Source organism: Sphingobium sp. RSMS (assembly GCF_005406185.4).
Classification (GTDB): Bacteria; Pseudomonadota; Alphaproteobacteria; order Sphingomonadales; family Sphingomonadaceae; genus Sphingobium; species Sphingobium fuliginis.
The window spans coordinates 1,755,125-1,772,873 of the sequence record NZ_CM191257.1 but is presented as its reverse complement, the minus strand read 5'-3'; the positions used below and the strand labels follow the sequence as shown (position 1 = coordinate 1,772,873).

The following is a 17,749-nucleotide window of genomic DNA, read 5'->3' as shown; positions in this document are numbered from 1 at the left end:
GTCGGTCTCGCCAGCTTGGGGGTGGGCTTGGATATGATGGGCGATTGTCCTACCTAAAGCCGATGACCGGCACCACCCTTACCGACCGCGCTCTCCTCAGAATTTCCGGCGAGGAGGCGAAAAGCTTCCTTCAGGGCCTGCTCACCCGCGATGTGCTGGGGCTGAAGGAGGGCGAACCGCGCTGGACCGCGCTGCTGACGCCACAGGGCAAGGCGCTGTTCGACTTCATCCTGTGGGCGGATGGCGAGGATGTGCTGATCGATTGCGAGGCGAGTCAGGCGGAAGCCTTGGCGAAGCGTCTGACGATTTACCGGCTGCGGCGCAAGGTCGCCATTGCGCGGGCCGATGAACTGGCGGTGCATTGGGCGCTGGAGGCTTCTGGCAAGCCTTTCGACCCACGTCTGTCGCAACTCGGCCATCGCTGGATCGCGCCGCCGGATGAGGGCGATGCTTCGGCGGCATTTCGGGCGCACCGGCTGTCGCTCGGCATATTCGAGGGGGTGGGCGAACTGGGACAGGACCAGATCCTATGGCTGGAAACCAATGCCGGCGAACTGGGCGGGGTCGATTATGACAAGGGATGCTATGTCGGGCAGGAAAACACCGCCCGCATGCATTATCGCAACAAGGTGAACCGGCGCCTGGTCGCGGTGCCGCTGGCCCAGGCCGACGAGAAACGGCAGAAGGCCGCGCTGGCCGATCTTGGCCTCTCCATCGAATTGCGGCGGGTGGAGGATGTCGATCCCGCGTTCCTGCCCGGCTGGCTCGCTGGGGCCGTGGCGGACCAGGCCGCCGGATGAAGCGCGCGCTTTTCGCGCTGCTGGGCGCGTGGCTGCTGATCGTTCCCGCTCAGGCGGAAACGCGCTGGACGCTCGTCCGAAGCTATCCGCACGATCCCGGCGCCTTTACCGAGGGGCTCTTCTACCATGACGGCGCCCTGTACGAGAGCACGGGTCTGGAAGGCGAGTCGGAGATTCGGAAGGTCGATCCCAAAAGCGGCAAGGTGCTGAACCGCCGGATCGTTCCCCGCCCTTATTTCGGGGAAGGCATCGTCAACTGGAAGGATCGGCTGATCAGCCTGACCTGGCGGCATCGGCAGGGTTTCGTCTGGAAGCTCGATGATTTTTCGCCGGTTTCCCAGTTCCGTTATGAAGGGGAAGGCTGGGGGCTGACGCAGGATGGGCGCAGCCTCATCATGAGTGACGGCACCGCGCAATTGCGGTTCCTGGACCCCGAAGGGCTGACCGAAGAGCGCCGGATCACGGTGACATGGAACGGCCGCCCGGTGGAGCGGCTCAATGAACTGGAATATGTGAAGGGCGAGATCTGGGCCAATATCTGGTACGACACCCATATCGTCCGGATCGATCCGCGCACGGGCGCGGTGATCGGCTGGCTCGACATCGCGCCGCTCCTGAAGGCGAGCGGCGCGAAGGACAGCGAGGCGGTGGCGAACGGCATCGCCTATGACGCGAAGGCCGACCGGCTGTTCGTGACAGGCAAGAACTGGGCCAGGCTTTTCGAGATCAGGATCGGGAAATGAATTGGGTGGCGGGCGTATTGGGAGCGGGGCGGTAAGGGCGCCTATTGGCCAATTACACCCGGATCGCCGTACCGCTTAACGAACAGTAGCCCGATAGCTCAGCCGGCCGCTCTCCCCCGGTGAAATCTCGTCCAGCACGGTCCAGCGGACATGGGTGATGTCGGCAGGCACGGCCCGACGGGTTCCGCCCAGCGGAGTTGGCAGCCAGAGGTCGGCAAGGCGCCCCCAATGAGCACCCCCATCCACCGAAACCTGCATGGCCGGATCGCTGAGGTCGAGTTGCGTACCGCGCGGCACGGCATTGGTGACGGCCAGGCCGCGCACCGGACGGTTGCCCTCATTGCGCCAGTTGACGACGAAGATAAGCTGGTCGCCCGATCCTGCACGGTCGGCGCTTTCCAGCACGCGGCGGGCGCGGCCGTTGACGTCGGTGCTGACCCGCTCCACGAACATCTGCCGCTCCAAACGGATCTCCTGCCGTGCCGACGCAAGCTGCGGCGCCGCCGTGCAGGCGAGAGCGACGAGCCAAGCCCCCAATTTCATCCCAGTCCCCCATGCTGTTTCCCGGCCGAATGTGGCAGCAGGTGCCGAAGATTTGGTTAAGACCTTGTTTCCCTTGCTATCCGCCTGTTTCGCTGATGTAAATCGTCGGGCCTAAATTGACGGACCGGTGCCGCCGGTGCAGAAAAAGGGCGGCGGGCAAGGACATTTCAGGCGTGACACCCCAGGAACAGCAGGAGATCAACCGGCGGCGGGACCGCCTGCTGGCGTCGATCGCGCTGACGACCGGGATCGGGCTCGTCCTGGCGCTACCCTTCGCCTTGAGGGAGGGGGCGGAGTTCTTCCTGCCGCTGACCGCCGCGCTGGTGATCGCCATTGCGCTGGTTCCGTTCCTGGAATGGATGGAGCGGCGGCGCGTCCCTTCCGCACTGGCGGCGCTGATGGCGGTGATCGCCTTCCTGCTGGTGGCGAATACCGCCCTCGTGCTGATCGTCGTCCCGGCGGCCGACTGGTTCCGGCTGTTGCCCGAGCGCCTTCCCCAGATACAGAATAATCTCGCCCCGTTGATCGATTTCTATTCGCAGCTTCAGCGCTTCGTCGACGAAACGGTGCAGATGCTGGCGACCGGGCCGGTGGCGGCGGCGCAGACGGCGGCGGTGGATGCGCCCCGATCGCTCCTGCAGTTCGCGGCTACCTCCGCCCCCGCGGCGATCATCCAGATGGTGTTCGCGTTGCTCATCATCTATTTCTTCCTTGCCGGCTGGACGCGACTGCGGCGGCGGACGATCAACAGCCGGGGCAGTTTCGATGGCGCAATGGCGGTGGCGCGGGTGATCCAGAATGTGGTCGACGCGACATCCGCCTATGTCCTCACCATCGCGACGATCAACCTGTGCCTTGGCTTGGCGGTGGCGTTGGCGTTGTGGCTGATCGGCATGCCTTCGCCGCTGATGTGGGGCGGAATTGTCGCGCTGCTGAATTTCGTTCCCTATTTCGGGCCGATGCTGGCGGCCGCCTTGCTGGCGCTCGGCGGGCTCATGGTGTTCGACGATGTGTGGAAGGCGCTGCTGCCCGCGGCCTTGCAGGTCGGATTCCATCTGGTGGAGGCCAATGTCATCACGCCGACGATATTGGGACGGCGGCTCACCATGAACCCCCTGCTGATTCTGGTGTCGCTGACCTTCTGGGGGTGGGTGTGGGGAACCCCGGGCGCCTTGCTGGGCGTGCCGTTGCTGATCATCATCCAGACAGTCGTGTCGGCGGCCGGAACACCGGATATCGCCGGTTTCCTGTTCGAGCGCGGCACGCTGACGGTCGACCCGCGCAAAGAAAATGACGAAAGCCGTGAAACTGATGTTGCAGGCAGTTGACAGGGGGAACGGGGCCGCATAGATGCCCGCCCACACCGAACGCGGGTGTAGCTCAGTTGGTTAGAGCGCCGGCCTGTCACGCCGGAGGTCGCGGGTTCGAGCCCCGTCACTCGCGCCACTTTCCTCAAGGGGGAAGTGGAAGGTTTTCCAGATCAGCATCGTCTGGTGGCCATTGAGGTCATGCCAAGATGCCGCCCTGCGCGGGTGTAGCTCAGTTGGTTAGAGCGCCGGCCTGTCACGCCGGAGGTCGCGGGTTCGAGCCCCGTCACTCGCGCCACTTTCCTTTATAATGGATATGGCTGGAAATGGCCGATTCAGGACATTCCCCTCCCGTAAACGGGAGGGGTTAGGGGTGGGCGCGAGCGTAGCGAGCTTCTGACTTAGCCGTTGCAAAACAGCGCAGATGCCGCGCCAGCCCACCCCCTAACCCCCTCCCGCCTGCGGGAGGGGGAATGTCCGCAATCCATCCATCCCGCCTTCAAAATCCCCGCCAGCGTCCCGTCTCCATCCAGGCAAGCAGGCGCTTCAACGGGAGCACCCAGATCCATATCAGGCCCAGAAAGACATAGACCGGCACCTGCACCATCATCGGCAGCCGTCCGATCAGCGCCGACAGGCTGCCCACAAGCACGGCCCAGAGCGCGATCAGGCCCAGGATCACGAACATGCCCACCGGCTTGCGCCAGCTCGGCTTGTAGGCTGGCCGGGGGTCCGTGCTCATGCTTCATATCCTTCGATCAGTTCGACTTCGGTCAGGATCAGGTGCAGCGGCAGATCCCATGGGTCCGCGGGCAGATCGTCATGTTCCTGCACCGACCAGCCGAGGCCGATCCTCAAGGCATCCGGATAGCGTGCGAACACCCGGTCATAATAGCCGCCCCCTTGCCCCAGCCGGTTCATCGCCCGGTCGAAGCCGATCAGCGGCGCGATGATGACGTCGGGGGTAGCCGGATCGCCCACCGGTTCGGGATGGCTGGTGCCGAACAGGCCGGGGAAAAGCTGTTCCTCCGGGTTCCAGCGCACGAAATCCATGCTGCCAAGCCGATCCAGTACGCGGGGCAGGGCCAGTGTCTTGCCCATGGCCTGCAAGGGCGCGGCCAGCCTTTGCGCGGGGGCTTCATCGTCCAGGCCCATATAGAGAGCCACCACCTCAGCGTCCGCCAGCCGATGCGCAAGGGGGGAAGGGACCACCTTGAACGCCAGCCGGTGCGCCAGCGGATCGAGCGAAGCCACGAAGGCGCGTCGCCTCTGCCGGGCGATGGCACGCAGGGTCGCCTTGTCAGTGTCGTCGCTCATCGGGGGCCTTGAATTGCGGGAGGGGGTGACGGGACCGCCTCGGCCGTGTGCTGGAAAATCCTCTGACGCCTCAACGTCAGGTGGGAACCATGTAGATCGGGCCAGAGCCCGCCCAGGGACAGTCCCCGTGGATGTGATTATCGCCTCAGGGATGTTCGCTAAAGCTCGATACCGCGCAGTGCCCGTCGCCTCTCTATTTAGGCCTGAGGAGCGGCGGCGACAAGTCTCTCGCGCAGCTTTTCTATGCGGGTGGCAAGGGATTCGAGCGCGCGGATGGCAGGCTCGTCCTCCGGCTCCAGCGCCAGGGTCTGTTGCCGCCCTATCGCCTCGCGCTTCAGGTCGTTGAGTTCGTCGGCCAGGAACAGCGCGGCGAACAGCAGCGTGCGCACCTCGGTCAGGCCCGGGGTGTTCTGCTGCGCCAGTCGCGCCTTGCGCTCGATCAGGTTGGCGAGATGCGCCAGATGGGCCTCCTCCCCGTCGCGGCAACGCAGGTCATAGACGCGCCCGGCAATGTGCAATGTGGTTTCAGCCACCGGCCTGTTCCTTCACATCCTGCCCCTTCAATTCGGTGATGAGACTGTCCAGCGACCGCAGCGCCGTGCGGGCGGCGGCGGCGTCGATGCCTGGGGAGGGGCCGGAGGCGGCCGACGCAAGGCCTTCCACATCCTGTTCGAGCCGGTCGATCGCGCGTTCCAGAGCGCGGATCGCCTGCATCATTCGGTCACTTGCCATGCTCCACGCATAGACAAAGTTTTCACCGCGCAAAAGCCGTCATTCGGCGGCTTGGCGCACCCTGGGGGCCACCCGTAGTTGACGCCTTGTCCCTGAGGCGACAAAGGGGGCGCAATTTCGATTCGCTGGCCTTAACAGGGGGCCATAGACAAGCCAGGAAAGACGCCGCTTCGATGACCGTTTCCGAAAAGTCCCTCGCCAATGCCATCCGGGCGCTTTCCATGGACGCGGTGCAGGCCGCTAACAGCGGCCATCCAGGCATGCCGATGGGCATGGCCGACGTCGCCACCGTGCTGTTCAAGGATTATCTGAAGTTCGATCCCAAGGCGCCGAAATGGGCGGACCGCGACCGCTTCGTGCTGTCCGCGGGCCATGGATCGATGCTGATCTACTCGCTGCTGCACCTGACCGGCTATGCGCGTCCGACCATCGAAGACATCGCGAATTTCCGCCAGCTGGGCAGCCCCTGCGCCGGCCATCCGGAGAATTTCGAGCTGGCGGGGGTGGAGGCGACCACCGGGCCCCTGGGTTCCGGCCTTGCCACCGCGGTGGGCATGGCGATTGCCGAGCGGCATCTGAATGCGCAGTTCGGCGACGATCTGGTCGATCACCGCACCTGGGTGCTGGCCGGCGACGGCTGCCTGATGGAGGGCATCAACCATGAGGCCATCGGCCTTGCCGGGCATCTGAACCTGGGCCGCCTGATCGTGCTGTGGGACGATAACAAGATCACCATCGACGGCGCGGTCGACCTTTCGAGCAGCGAGGATGTGCGCGCCCGCTATGCCGCGACCGGCTGGCATGTCGTGTCCTGCGACGGTCATGACATGGCCGATGTGCGCCGCGCCATCGACGAGGCGCTGGCCGATCCGCGCCCCTCGCTGATCGCCTGCGCCACCAAGATCGGTTATGGCGCACCCAACAAGGCGGGCACTTCGGGCGTCCACGGCTCCGCCCTTGGTGAAGCCGAAGTCGCTGCCGCTCGTGAATTCCTTGGCTGGTCGGCCGAACCTTTCGTGATCCCGGAAGACATTGCCGCCGCCTGGCACGCCATCGGCGCAAAGGGCGGCGACGCCCATGTGGCCTGGGCGGATCGTCTTGGTTCCAACGCGCAAAGGGCCGAATTCGAGCGCCGCATGGCCGGCGACCTGCCCGCCGGTTTCTCGCTTGACGCCTATATCGACACGCTGATCGCCAATCCGCAGAAGGTCGCCACCCGCAAGGCGAGCGAACTGACGCTGGGCGCGATCAACGACCTGCTGCCGGAGACGCTGGGCGGCTCGGCGGACCTCACCGGCTCCAACAACACCAAGACCAAGTCGACCGGGCCGCTCACCAAAGACGATTATTCGGGCCGTTACGTCTATTACGGCATTCGCGAGTTCGGCATGGCCTGCGCCATGAACGGCATGGCGCTTCATGGCGGCGTCATTCCCTATGGCGGCACCTTCCTGGTCTTTTCCGACTATATGCGCGCGGGCATCCGTCTGGCGGCGCTCCAGCAGATCCGCGCCATCCATGTGCTGACCCATGACTCCATCGGTCTGGGCGAGGACGGCCCGACCCACCAGCCGATCGAGCATGTCATGTCGCTGCGCATGATCCCGAACCTGGACGTCTATCGCCCGGCCGACATTGTCGAGACGGCTGAGTGCTGGGAACTGGCGCTGAAGGATGCCGACGGCCCGTCGGTGCTGGCGCTGACCCGCCAGAACCTGCCGCAGCTTCGCACCGAGAAGGCGGGTGAAAACCTGTCGGCCAAGGGCGCCTATCGCCTGAAGGCGGCCACGGCCGAGCGCAAGGTGGTGCTGGTCGCCACCGGGTCCGAGGTCGAGATCGCCGTCGCTACCGCCGCGCTGCTGGAAGAGCAGGGCATCGGCGCGGACGTCGTCTCCATGCCGAGCTGGGCGCATTTCGATGCGCAGCCGCAGGCGTATAAGGATGATCTCCTTCCGCACCATGTCCTGCGCGCCTCGATTGAGGCAGGCACCACTTTCGGGTGGGAGCGTTATGTCGGCATCGCCGGCCTGCGTTTCGGCATCGATACGTTCGGCGCCTCGGCTCCGGCGGAAGTGCTCTACGATCATTTCGGCCTGACCGCCGCCAAGATCGCGCCGCAGATCGTGGCCGCGCTCGACTGAAATTCAAACCAACCGGGAGACAAGTGCAGTGGCAACGAAGGTAGCAATCAACGGTTTCGGCCGCATCGGTCGTCTGGTCGCCCGTGCGATTCTCTCGCGCACCGACCATGATCTGGAACTGGTGAGCATCAACGACCTGGGCGACGCCAAGTCGAATGCCCTGCTGTTCAAGCGTGATTCCGTGCACGGCAACTGGGCCGGCGAAGTGAGCGTCGACGGCAATTTCCTGGTCATCGACGGCAAGCGTATCGCCGTGACCGCCGAACGCGACCCCGCCAAGCTGCCCCATGCCGCCCAGGGCGTGGACGTCGCGCTGGAGTGCACCGGCATTTTCGCGGACAAGGAAAAGGCCAGCGCGCACCTGACCGCGGGCGCCAAGCGCGTCGTCATCTCCGCTCCCGCCACCGGCGTCGACAAGACCGTGGTTTTCGGCGTCAATCATGAGACGCTGAGCGCCGGCGACGTCGTCATCTCGAATGCGAGCTGCACCACCAACTGCCTCGCGCCGCTGGCGAAGGTCCTGCATGACGCCATCGGCATCGAAAAGGGCTTCATGACCACGATCCACAGCTACACCAACGACCAGAACACGCTGGATCAGCTTCACAAGGACATGCGCCGCGCCCGCGCCGCCGCCCTGTCGATGATCCCGACCACCACCGGCGCCGCTCGCGCTGTCGGGGAGGTGATGCCGGAACTGAAGGGCAAGCTGGACGGTTCGTCGGTGCGCGTGCCGACCCCGAACGTTTCGGTCGTCGACCTGAAGTTCATCGCCAAGCGCGCCACCACCGTCCAGGAAGTCAACGAACTGCTGAAGGCCGCTTCGGAATCCGGCCCGCTGAAGGGCATTCTTGGCTATTCGGAGGAGCCGCTGGTGTCCATCGACTATAATGGCGATCCGCGCAGCTCGACCGTCGACAGCCTGGAAACGGCGGTGATCGACGGCACGCTGGTCCGCGTGCTGAGCTGGTACGACAATGAATGGGGCTTCTCGAACCGCATGATCGACACCACCGGGGTCGTGGCGAAGTTCCTCTAAAAGACCATCAGCCCCGCCGGACCGTCCGGCGGGGTTTTTCATCACCATCCTTATTTTCGCAGCAGGGAGCGATCATGGCAAAGCCGTTCAAGACACTCGACGACATGGAAGACATCACGGGCAAGGTGGTGCTGGTGCGCGAGGATCTGAACGTGCCGATGCAGGATGGTTCCGTCTCCGACGACACCCGCCTGCGCGCGGCGATGCCCACCGTGCTGGAACTGGCCGATCGGGGCGCCAAGGTTCTGATCCTTGCCCATTTCGGCCGTCCCAAGGGCCAGAAGAACCCCGAATTCTCGCTCTCCAAGATCACTCGCCCGCTGACCGCCGTGCTGGGCCGCGACGTGCAGTTCATCCCCGACTGTCAGGGCGAGGCGGCTGTCGACGGCATCAAGGTGATGCGCAACGGCGACATCGCGATCCTGGAGAACACCCGCTTCCATGCCGGCGAGGAAAAGAACGATCCCGCGCTGGTGGAGGCGATGGCGGCGATTGGCGACCTGTATGTCAACGACGCCTTTTCCGCCGCGCATCGCGCCCATGCCTCGACCGAGGGGCTGGCGCACAAGCTGCCCGCCTTTGCCGGCCGATCGATGGAGAAGGAACTGGACGCGCTGCAGGCCGCGCTGGGCGAACCGGTGAAGCCGGTCGCGGCGGTCGTCGGCGGGGCGAAGGTGTCGACCAAGCTCGACGTGCTCAACAACCTCGTCGCCAAGGTCGATCATCTGATCATCGGCGGCGGCATGGCCAATACCTTCCTGTTCGCGCGCGGCGTGGATGTCGGCAAGTCGCTGTGCGAGAAGGATCTGGCGGAGACCGCGGAGGCGATCTTCGACAAGGCGGAAGCGGCGGGCTGCACCATCCATCTGCCCTATGACGTCGTCGTGGCGAAGGAATTTGCCGCCAACCCGCCCTCCTTGCGCACATGCAACGTGCATGAGGTGGCAGAGGATGAGATGATCCTCGACGTCGGCCCAGCGGCGGTCGAGGCGTTGGGCGATGCGCTGAAGAATTGCCGGACTTTGGTATGGAACGGCCCGCTGGGCGCATTCGAGATCGCGCCCTTCGACAAGGCGACCGTGGCGCTGGCCAAGACCGCGGCGGCGCTCACCAAGGAAGGCGGGCTGACGTCCGTCGCGGGTGGCGGCGATACCGTCGCGGCGCTCAACCATGCGGGCGTGGCGGGCGATTTCAGCTTCGTCTCCACCGCTGGCGGCGCGTTCCTGGAGTGGATGGAAGGCAAGGAGCTGCCCGGCGTCAAGGCGCTGATGGCCTGATTCAGATTGCGGCGCGCGCCTTGGAGAGTGGCGCGCTCCGCTCGACCATGGACGCCGTGCAATGGCGTCCGCCCCCTAGACGCGCTGCCGGGAGGGCGGCGCATCCAACCAAGAGGTATGTGCAGATGCAGTTCGAGGACATGAAGGCGAAGATCGAGGGCGGCAACGGCTTCATCGCGGCGCTCGACCAGAGCGGCGGTTCGACGCCCAAGGCGCTGAAGGGCTATGGCATCGAGGAAGACGCCTGGTCCACCGAAGAGGAAATGTTCGCGCTGATCCACGATATGCGCAGCCGCATCATCACCTCGCCTGTCTTTTCGGGCGAGAAGGTGCTGGGCGCGATCCTGTTCGAGCGCACCATGGACGGCGAAGCGGGCGGCAAATCGGTTCCGCAGGCGCTGATCGAGCGCGGCGTCGTGCCCTTCATCAAGATCGACAAGGGGCTGGAGGATGAAGCGAACGGCGTTCAGTTGATGAAGCCGAACCCCGGCCTCGACACCTTGCTGCACCGCGCCAAGGCGCTGGGCGTGTTCGGCACCAAGGAGCGTTCGGTCATCAACCTCGCCAATCGCGAGGGCATCGCCGCCGTCGTCAGGCAGCAGTTCGAGGTCGGTCGGCAGGTGCTGGCCGCAGGGCTCGTTCCGATCATCGAGCCGGAAGTCAACATCAAGAGCCCGGAACGCGCAGAGGCCGACCAGATCCTGCTGGAGGAAATCCTCAAGAATCTCGACGCGCTGCCGGGAGACGACAAGGTGATGCTGAAGCTGTCGCTGCCGACCAAGGCCGGTCTGTTCGATCCGCTGGTCGACCATCCCCGCGTGCTGCGCGTCGTCGCCTTGTCCGGCGGTTTCTCGCGTTCCGAAGCCTGCGTCGAGCTGGCCAGGAATCGCGGCATCATCGCCAGCTTCAGCCGCGCGCTGCTGAACGACCTGCGCCACCAGATGAGCGACGAGGAGTTCAACGCCTCGCTGGGCGAAGCGATCGACGAGATTCACGGCGCTTCCACCAGCAAGGCGGCCTGATCTGCGGTGACGGTCGTGAGCGCCCGGAAGGCGCTCGCGGCCGGTCCGCCGTGCTCCCGCCTTCGCAGGAGCACGGTTCGGTTCTGACGGGGTGAAACTAGGCCGTAGTGACGATTTAATCATTTGAGCCATAGCATGATGCTGGCGAGTTTGACGAAGCCGAGGAAGTTTGCGGCGAGTTTGTCATAGCGTGTTGCGATACGGCGCCACTGCTTGAGCTTGGCGAAGAAGCCCTCGATGCCCCAACGCTGTTTGTAGGCGATGCGATCATAGTGGTGCTGATATTTGCGATGGCGGCGAGGTGGGATGACCGGCTCGCCGCCTTGCTCGTAGATGAGATCGTGCAAACTGTCGGCGTCATAGGCCCGATCAGCCAGAACCTTGCCAGCCGGGATGCCGCGGATCAGATCGCAGGCGGGCGCCATGTCGTTTTGCTGTCCGGGGCCGAGGATGAAGCGGATCGGCAAGCCCAAGGCATCGACTACGGCATGGATCTTGGTGCCGAACCCGCCTCGCGAGCGCCCGAGAGCCTGGGCTTGAGCGCCCCCCTTTTTACCCGTGCCCCAGCCGCCTGGGCCTGGGCGCGGATCACCGTCGCATCGATCGCCAGCCATTCGATGTCGGGATCATCCGACACAGCCTCGAAGATCCGGTCGATCACGCCTTGCTCGACCCAGCGATAATAACGCCGCTTGGCGGTCTGATAGGGACCGAACTTCTCCGGTAGATCGCGCCAGCGTCCCCCTGAACGCGCCAGCCAGAGCAAGGCGTCAAGAAACAACCGTCCGTCACTGCGAGGACCGCGCTTGCCCTTGCGCCCGCCCGGAACGAACTCCCGCAGCCGCTCCCACTGATCATCCCGCAGCACTTCGCCTTCCACGCCAGCCTCCAAAAGCCAGCCTTGAATCACAAATCCAAACCGTCGTGAATCCCTAAAATGTCACTACTGCCTAGCCTTTCTCCGTCAGCGCCTTCAATATCCGGGCGTCGGCAATTGCCTGCGCGTCATAGTCATTGTTGAAATAGGCCCAGACGGTCCGGCCGTCGCTGCTCTGCGCCTTCATCCATTCGGCCCAGTCCGCCAGCCTTTCACGCGAATAGCCGCCGCGATATTTCCCCGTCGTGCCGTGGAAGCGGACATAGGCGGTCGAGCCGACACCCAGCCGGGGACTGGCCGAGCCGGGCATGTCATGCACGCAGAGAGCCGCTCCGTACCGCTCCAGCAGCGCAAAAAGTTCATCCACATACCAGCTTGAATGGCGGAATTCGAAGACCGGCACGGGATCGCGCGGCGCGATGCGGAGGAATGCCTCCAGCCTTGGCAGGTCGAGCGAGAAATGCGGCGGGAGTTGATAGAGGACCGGCCCCAGCGTCGGGCCGAAATGCGCGAAGGACTCCATCATCCTTGCCAGCGGTTCCTCGCAATCCTTGAGCTTCTTCATCTGCGTCAGATAGCGGTTCGCCTTGGCCGCATAGCAAAAGGCCCCGGGCGCCTGTTCGCGCCATTTGTCGACGGTTTCCGGCCGGGGCAGGCGATAGAAGCTGTTGTTGATCTCTACCGTGTCGAACTGCTGGGCATAGTAAGCGAACCAGTTTTTCGCCGCCAGCTTCTCCGGATAGAAGCGCCCGCGCCAATCCCGGTAATTCCATCCCGAACATCCGATCCTGATCATGCAGGGAGAACGCGGGTGAGGGCCGATCGGCTCCGCCCTTTTCCAACGCCATCAAAAGCGGCTAAGGCGGGACACATGACCGAATTTACCGATGAAGAATTGGCTCTCGACCCGAATTTCGCAGCCCGGTTCGACAGCGATGACCGGCGGCCGCCCTGTCAGCTCTACCTGATCTCCCCGCCGGCGATCGATGCGGGCTTTGTCGACAGTCTCGCCGCCGCCTTCGATGGGGGCGATGTCGCGGCGTTCCAATTGCGGTTGAAGGGCGTGGGTGACGACGCCATCGCCCAAGCCGCCGCGCCGCTGCAAAAGCTCTGCGCGGAACGGGATGTCGCGTTCATCATCAACGACAGCATGAGCCTGGCGAAGCGCCTGGGGGCCGACGGCGTTCATCTGGGGCAGGGCGACGGCGACCCTCGCGAGGCGCGCAAGCTGCTCGGTCCTTCGGTGCAGATCGGCGTCACCTGCCATGACAGCCGCCATCTGGCGATGGAAGCCGGGGAAGCAGGGGCGGACTATGTCGCGTTCGGGGCCTTCTATCCTACGACCACCAAGGAAACGATTCATCGCCCCGACCCATCGATCCTGGGCTGGTGGACGGCATTGTTCGAACTGCCCTGCGTGGCGATTGGCGGGATAACGCCCGGCAATGCCGCGCCGCTGGTGAAGGCCGGGGCGGATTTCCTGGCGGTGAGCGGGGCGGTATGGGGCCATTCGGATGGGCCGCAAGCCGGCGTGGCGGCATTCCGGGCGGTGTTGGCGCAGGAATAACGGTATAAGGCGGCAGGCAGCTTTCCTGCACTTCAGGCGTTTTCCCTTCCACAAATGGGAGAGTATCGCCTTGAAAACCAATCCGCTGATCCTGACGCTGCTCTGTGCGGCCTGCAACATGACGGTGACGGAAGCCAATGAGAGCGCACCGTCGAACCAGGCGACCGGCCAGGCTGCGCGGCCTGCCGGCGATCCCTACGCCTTCACCGTGGTGCCCGAGCCGACAGGCGCGCCTGCGCGGGTGGAATCGGTGCTGCAGGCGCAGGTGGCGCTGGACCGGGCCGGCTTCTCGCCCGGCGTATTGGACGGGAAGGAAGGCATGTCCTTCACCACCGCGCTCAGGGGTTTCCAGGAGGCGAAGGGCCTGCCGACCACCGGGGAATATGATGAGGCGACGGCCAAGGCGCTGCTGGGCGACCGGCCGCAGCCCGCGACCTGGCTGGTGAAGATACCGGCGGATTTCGCCAGGGGACCGTTCTTTGCGGTGCCCAGGGAACTCAACGATCAGGCGAAGCTGCCCGCCCTTGGTTATCGCAACCTGCTGGAGAAGCTGGCCGAACGTTTCCACACCCGGCCGGAGGCGCTGCTCGCGCTCAACCCTCCGAACACGAAGCTCGGCGCGGGAGCCACGATCCGCGTACCTGCCATCGCCAACCAGCCGGTTGCCCGGATCGAAGGCGACGAGCGCGGCTGGGGCGAGACGCTTGCCGGCCTGGGCGTGGCCAAGGAACAGCCGCAGGCCGACCATATCGTCGTGGACAAGTCGGACGGGGTGCTCCGGGCCTATGACGCGCAGAACCGGCTGATCGCGCAATTTCCAGCCACCATGGGGTCGCAGCATGATCCCCTGCCGATCGGAACGTGGGAAATCAAGGGGTTGAGCCGCAATCCCGACTTCCACTATAATCCGGACCTGTTCTGGGATGCGTCCTCCACCGACCAGAAGGCGGTGCTGAAGCCCGGTCCCAACGGCCCGGTCGGCGTGGTGTGGATCGACCTGTCGAAGCCGCATTACGGCATTCACGGCACGCCGGAGCCGCAGACCATTGGCCGGACGGAAAGCCATGGTTGCATCCGGCTCACCAATTGGGACGCGGCGCGGCTCGCCCAGATGGTGAAGTCCGGCGTGAAGGCGGTGTTCCAGCCATGAGGGCGCGCGGTTGGGCCGGCATCGGCCTGGCCGTCCTGATCGGCGCGGCCCTCCTGCGCACCTTCGTGCGGATCGTGCCGGCGGACGCGCCTGAGCCTTCCCGGCCTGCGGCGGCGGAAGCCGGTGCCCTGCTGATCCCGGTCGAGGGCGTGCCGCCCTCCGCGCTGAGCGATACATTCGCCCAGGCGCGGGCGAGCGGCGCGCGCGCCCATGACGCCATCGACATCATGGCGGCGCGGGGCAGGGCGGTGCTGGCGGCGGCGGACGGACGGATCGAAAAGCTGTTCTGGAGCGAGGAAGGCGGGCGCACGATCTATGAACGCTCGCCCGACGGACGGCGCATCTATTATTATGCGCATCTGGACGGCTATGCGCCGGGCCTTGCGGAAGGGCAGGCGGTTCGGCGCGGACAGCGCATCGCGACCGTCGGCAGCACCGGCAATGCCGATCCGGCAGCGCCGCACCTGCACTTCGCGGTGCATGAACTGCGTCCGGGAGAGCCCTGGCATGGCGGGCGGGCGATCAATCCCTATCCTTTGCTGGCGAAACCGCGATAGGCGCCGCCTCTTGCCCTTTCGCCCTCATCCATGTAAGGGCGCGGCCAGCCTCCAGAGGCCGGCTCTTTTCACCTTCAGACATATAGGCAGGCTCTTCCCATGAAGATCAGCGGCGTCGAGATTCGTCCCGGCAACAACATCGAATATGACGGCAGCCTGTGGCGCGCCGTGAAGATCCAGCATACCCAGCCCGGCAAGGGCGGCGCCTATATGCAGGTGGAACTGAAGAACCTGATCGACGGGCGCAAGAACAACGTCCGCTTCCGGTCGGCCGAGACGGTGGAGCGCATCCGCCTCGACACCAAGGATTTCCAATATCTCTATGCAGAGGGCGACATGCTCGTCTTCATGGACACGGAAACCTATGAGCAGATCAATCTGCCGCAGGATCTGGTGGGCGATGCGTCGGCCTTCCTGCAGGACGGCATGATGGTCATGCTGGAAATGTATGAGGAACGCCCGATCTCCGTGCAGCTTCCCGAAACGGTCGAGGCGACCGTGGTGGAAGCCGACGCCGTGGTGAAGGGCCAGACCGCTTCGGCGAGCTACAAGCCCGCCATCCTCGACAATGGCGTGCGCGTCATGGTGCCGCCGCACATCGTCACCGGCACGCGCATCGTCGTCGACGTGTATGAGCGCGAATATGTGAAGCGCGCGGATTGATATTCGATACCCCCTCCCGCAGGCGGAAGGGGGTCAGGGGGTGGGTGGCGAGCATGAGCGAGCTTCCTGCCCTTTCCCTTTTTAGAGTGCCGCTATTGCGGCATGCCCACCCCCGGTCCCTCCCGTTTGCGGGAGGGGGGAGACAAGAAAAATGGTATCGCACTCGGGCCTTTTGACCGTCATGGAACGCGCCGCGCGCAAGGCTGGCTCCAAGCTGCGCCGCGACTTTGGCGAGGTCGAACATCTGCAGGTGTCCCGAAAGGGGCCGGCGGACTTCGTGTCCAAGGCCGACCAGCAGGCGGAAAAGACGCTGGTCGAGGAATTGCAGAAGGCGCGGCCCGATTGGGGTTTCCTGCTGGAGGAAGGCGGCGAGATCGCGGGCGATCCGGGCAAGCCGCGCTGGATCATCGATCCGCTCGACGGCACCAGCAATTTCCTGCACGGCATCCCGCACTTCGCGATCTCCATCGCGGTCGAGGAGCCACTCTACGGCGGCAAGCGGGAGGTGACGACCGGCCTCATCTACCAGCCGGTGACCGACGAAAGCTATTGGGCGGAAAAGAGCCGGGGCGCCTGGCGGCATGACCAGCGGCTGCGCGTTTCGGCGCGGCGCGATCTGGGCGACTGCCTGATCGCCACGGGCATCCCCTTCCTGGGGCATGGCGATTTCGCGCAATGGACGCGCATCTTCGGGGCCGTAGGGCCCTCGGTGGCCGGAATCCGGCGCTTCGGCGCGGCCTCGCTGGACCTCGCCCATGTCGCCTCCGGCCGCTATGACGGCTTTTGGGAAAGCGGCCTGCAACCCTGGGACGTGGCGGCGGGCCTGCTGATGGTGCGGGAAGCGGGCGGCTTCGTGTCGGATTTCCGCGGCGGCGACCAGCCGATCGAGCGCAAGGAAGTCATCGCGGGCAATGATGCGATCCACAGCAAATTACATAAGTTGGTGGCAGGAGCGCTGCGCTGACGGCTTGCTTTTGGTAGCGTGATCAGGTCGCCGCCATTGTTGCGAATCATTCTCATGCCTCCGGGCCTTGCTTCGCATATGCAGCGGGCCTAAAGCGCGCCCGTAAATCATTTTCGCCCAGGGGATTCCGTTGGTCGATCTAGCCCAATATCTGCCGATCCTGATCTTTCTCGGGATCGCCTTGCTGCTTTCGAGCGCATTCGTGTTCCTGCCGATGCTGGTGGGGCGCCTGACCGGCGCGCATCAGCCCGATCCGGCCAAGCTCAGCGAATATGAATGCGGCTTTCCTGCGTTCGAAGAACCGCGCAGCCAGTTCGACGTGCGATTCTACCTCGTCGCGATCCTGTTCATCATCTTCGACCTGGAAGCGGCGTTCCTCTACCCTTGGGCGGTCAGCCTCGACCAGATCGGCTGGGCCGGCTGGGCGACGATGATGATCTTCATAGCGGAGCTGGTGCTCGGCCTCGTCTATGCGTGGAAGAAGGGAGCACTCGATTGGGAGTAGAACTTGAGCGGCCCGCGCCCGGCACCTTGTTGCCCGCGGGGACCCAGCCCGACCAGGATTTCTTCAACGCGCTGAACAGCGAGGTCAGTGACAAGGGCTTCCTCGTCACCTCGACGGAGGAACTGTTCCAGTGGGCCCGCACCGGCTCGCTCTGGTGGATGACCTTCGGCCTGGCCTGCTGCGCGGTGGAGATGATCCACGTCAACATGCCCCGTTACGACATGGAACGCTTCGGCGCCGCGCCGCGCGCCTCGCCGCGCCAGTCCGACGTGATGATCGTCGCGGGGACGCTGTGCAACAAGATGGCTCCGGCGTTGCGCAAGGTTTACGACCAGATGTCCAATCCGAAATATGTGATTTCTATGGGCAGCTGCGCGAATGGCGGTGGCTATTATCACTACAGCTATTCGGTCGTGCGTGGCTGCGACCGCATCGTGCCGGTCGACATCTATGTGCCGGGTTGCCCGCCGACAGCGGAAGCCCTGCTTTATGGCGTGATGCAGTTGCAGCGGAAGATCCGCCGCATCGGAACGGTTGAGCGCTGA

The 17,749-nt window shown here is 64.6% G+C and carries 21 protein-coding genes and 2 tRNA genes; 16 read left to right on the top strand and 7 right to left on the bottom strand.

All coding sequences use genetic code 11. The features are described 5' to 3' along the window. Positions 1-62: 62 nt before the first annotated feature. Together ygfZ and EGM87_RS08305 are read left to right on the top strand one after the other, a co-directional pair. Complete coding sequence (ygfZ, locus tag EGM87_RS08310; RefSeq protein WP_044662556.1) at positions 63-800, top strand: CAF17-like 4Fe-4S cluster assembly/insertion protein YgfZ; 738 nt, start codon at positions 63-65, stop codon at positions 798-800. Then, positions 797-1,543 carry a glutaminyl-peptide cyclotransferase gene (locus tag EGM87_RS08305; protein ID WP_044662555.1) on the top strand — a complete coding sequence of 249 codons (747 nt, stop codon included), beginning with the start codon at positions 797-799 and terminating at the stop codon, positions 1,541-1,543. The genes ygfZ and EGM87_RS08305 overlap by 4 nt, the downstream gene beginning before the upstream one ends. 75 nt (positions 1,544-1,618) lie before the next feature. On the opposite strand, the gene EGM87_RS08300 is transcribed toward EGM87_RS08305, so the two are convergent. Continuing rightward, positions 1,619-2,086 (bottom strand): hypothetical protein, encoded by a 468-nt coding sequence (locus EGM87_RS08300; RefSeq protein ID WP_044662554.1) that lies wholly within the window; start codon positions 2,084-2,086, stop codon positions 1,619-1,621. 173 nt (positions 2,087-2,259) lie between these two features. Here EGM87_RS08300 and EGM87_RS08295 point away from each other — a divergent pair, with 173 nt between their 5' ends. The 3 genes from EGM87_RS08295 (at position 2,260) to EGM87_RS08285 (ending at position 3,691) form a co-directional block, all read left to right on the top strand. Next, a complete protein-coding gene (locus EGM87_RS08295; RefSeq protein WP_044662553.1) occupies positions 2,260-3,414 on the top strand; it encodes an AI-2E family transporter in 1,155 nt (384 codons plus the stop codon). A 41-nt stretch (positions 3,415-3,455) separates the two neighbouring features. Then, positions 3,456-3,532: transfer RNA gene (locus EGM87_RS08290), tRNA-Asp, on the top strand. Positions 3,533-3,614: 82 nt separating this feature from the next. Beyond that, positions 3,615-3,691 (top strand) — tRNA-Asp (locus EGM87_RS08285). A gap of 201 nt (positions 3,692-3,892) precedes the next feature. Here EGM87_RS08285 and EGM87_RS08280 read toward each other — a convergent pair. The 4 genes from EGM87_RS08280 to EGM87_RS08265 form a co-directional block, all read right to left on the bottom strand. Further along, positions 3,893-4,135: a DUF2842 domain-containing protein gene (locus tag EGM87_RS08280; RefSeq protein WP_025552055.1), complete on the bottom strand. Its 243-nt coding sequence runs from the start codon at positions 4,133-4,135 to the stop codon at positions 3,893-3,895. After that, positions 4,132-4,710, bottom strand: a complete 579-nt coding sequence (locus EGM87_RS08275) for a 5-formyltetrahydrofolate cyclo-ligase (protein ID WP_025552056.1) — start codon at positions 4,708-4,710, stop codon at positions 4,132-4,134. Before EGM87_RS08275 ends, EGM87_RS08280 begins: the two co-directional genes overlap by 4 nt. A gap of 197 nt (positions 4,711-4,907) precedes the next feature. Further along, on the bottom strand, positions 4,908-5,243 hold the full coding sequence (locus EGM87_RS08270; protein ID WP_044662552.1) for a cell division protein ZapA: 336 nt from the start codon (positions 5,241-5,243) through the stop codon (positions 4,908-4,910). Further along, positions 5,236-5,442 (bottom strand): hypothetical protein, encoded by a 207-nt coding sequence (locus tag EGM87_RS08265; RefSeq protein ID WP_229742433.1) that lies wholly within the window; start codon positions 5,440-5,442, stop codon positions 5,236-5,238. The genes EGM87_RS08270 and EGM87_RS08265 overlap by 8 nt, the downstream gene beginning before the upstream one ends. 173 nt (positions 5,443-5,615) lie before the next feature. Here EGM87_RS08265 and tkt point away from each other — a divergent pair, with 173 nt between their 5' ends. The 4 genes from tkt (at position 5,616) to EGM87_RS08245 (ending at position 10,921) form a co-directional block, all read left to right on the top strand. Continuing rightward, complete coding sequence (tkt, locus tag EGM87_RS08260) at positions 5,616-7,583, top strand: transketolase (protein WP_044662550.1); 1,968 nt, start codon at positions 5,616-5,618, stop codon at positions 7,581-7,583. A 28-nt stretch (positions 7,584-7,611) separates the two neighbouring features. Continuing rightward, positions 7,612-8,622 (top strand): type I glyceraldehyde-3-phosphate dehydrogenase, encoded by a 1,011-nt coding sequence (gene gap, locus EGM87_RS08255; RefSeq protein WP_025552063.1) that lies wholly within the window; start codon positions 7,612-7,614, stop codon positions 8,620-8,622. Positions 8,623-8,696: 74 nt separating this feature from the next. Continuing rightward, positions 8,697-9,899, top strand: coding sequence for a phosphoglycerate kinase (locus tag EGM87_RS08250; RefSeq protein WP_044662549.1), 1,203 nt, complete (start codon positions 8,697-8,699; stop codon positions 9,897-9,899). A gap of 125 nt (positions 9,900-10,024) precedes the next feature. After that, positions 10,025-10,921, top strand: coding sequence for a fructose bisphosphate aldolase (locus EGM87_RS08245; protein WP_044662548.1), 897 nt, complete (start codon positions 10,025-10,027; stop codon positions 10,919-10,921). A 119-nt stretch (positions 10,922-11,040) separates the two neighbouring features. Here EGM87_RS08245 and EGM87_RS08240 read toward each other — a convergent pair. Beyond that, positions 11,041-11,801, bottom strand: a protein-coding gene (locus tag EGM87_RS08240) for an IS5 family transposase (protein WP_099185988.1) whose coding sequence is annotated in 2 segments (ribosomal slippage) — positions 11,041-11,477 and positions 11,477-11,801 — 762 coding nt in all. Because the reading frame shifts where the segments join, the coding sequence is not laid out codon by codon here. A gap of 70 nt (positions 11,802-11,871) precedes the next feature. Next, on the bottom strand, positions 11,872-12,594 hold the full coding sequence (locus tag EGM87_RS08235) for a DUF72 domain-containing protein (protein ID WP_044662547.1): 723 nt from the start codon (positions 12,592-12,594) through the stop codon (positions 11,872-11,874). Positions 12,595-12,669: 75 nt separating this feature from the next. Between EGM87_RS08235 and thiE the strand changes: the two genes are divergently transcribed. The 7 genes from thiE (at position 12,670) to EGM87_RS08200 (ending at position 17,749) form a co-directional block, all read left to right on the top strand. Continuing rightward, a complete protein-coding gene (thiE, locus tag EGM87_RS08230; RefSeq protein WP_044662546.1) occupies positions 12,670-13,365 on the top strand; it encodes a thiamine phosphate synthase in 696 nt (231 codons plus the stop codon). A gap of 70 nt (positions 13,366-13,435) precedes the next feature. After that, positions 13,436-14,515 (top strand): L,D-transpeptidase family protein, encoded by a 1,080-nt coding sequence (locus tag EGM87_RS08225; RefSeq protein ID WP_044662545.1) that lies wholly within the window; start codon positions 13,436-13,438, stop codon positions 14,513-14,515. Then, positions 14,512-15,072: a M23 family metallopeptidase gene (locus EGM87_RS08220; RefSeq protein ID WP_044662544.1), complete on the top strand. Its 561-nt coding sequence runs from the start codon at positions 14,512-14,514 to the stop codon at positions 15,070-15,072. The genes EGM87_RS08225 and EGM87_RS08220 overlap by 4 nt, the downstream gene beginning before the upstream one ends. Positions 15,073-15,171: 99 nt before the next feature. After that, positions 15,172-15,735, top strand: coding sequence for an elongation factor P (efp, locus tag EGM87_RS08215; protein WP_025549544.1), 564 nt, complete (start codon positions 15,172-15,174; stop codon positions 15,733-15,735). A 151-nt stretch (positions 15,736-15,886) separates the two neighbouring features. Beyond that, positions 15,887-16,699: an inositol monophosphatase family protein gene (locus EGM87_RS08210; protein WP_025549543.1), complete on the top strand. Its 813-nt coding sequence runs from the start codon at positions 15,887-15,889 to the stop codon at positions 16,697-16,699. A 130-nt stretch (positions 16,700-16,829) separates the two neighbouring features. Continuing rightward, positions 16,830-17,204, top strand: coding sequence for an NADH-quinone oxidoreductase subunit A (locus EGM87_RS08205; protein ID WP_025549542.1), 375 nt, complete (start codon positions 16,830-16,832; stop codon positions 17,202-17,204). After that, positions 17,195-17,749 (top strand): NuoB/complex I 20 kDa subunit family protein, encoded by a 555-nt coding sequence (locus tag EGM87_RS08200; protein ID WP_013847137.1) that lies wholly within the window; start codon positions 17,195-17,197, stop codon positions 17,747-17,749. The genes EGM87_RS08205 and EGM87_RS08200 overlap by 10 nt, the downstream gene beginning before the upstream one ends.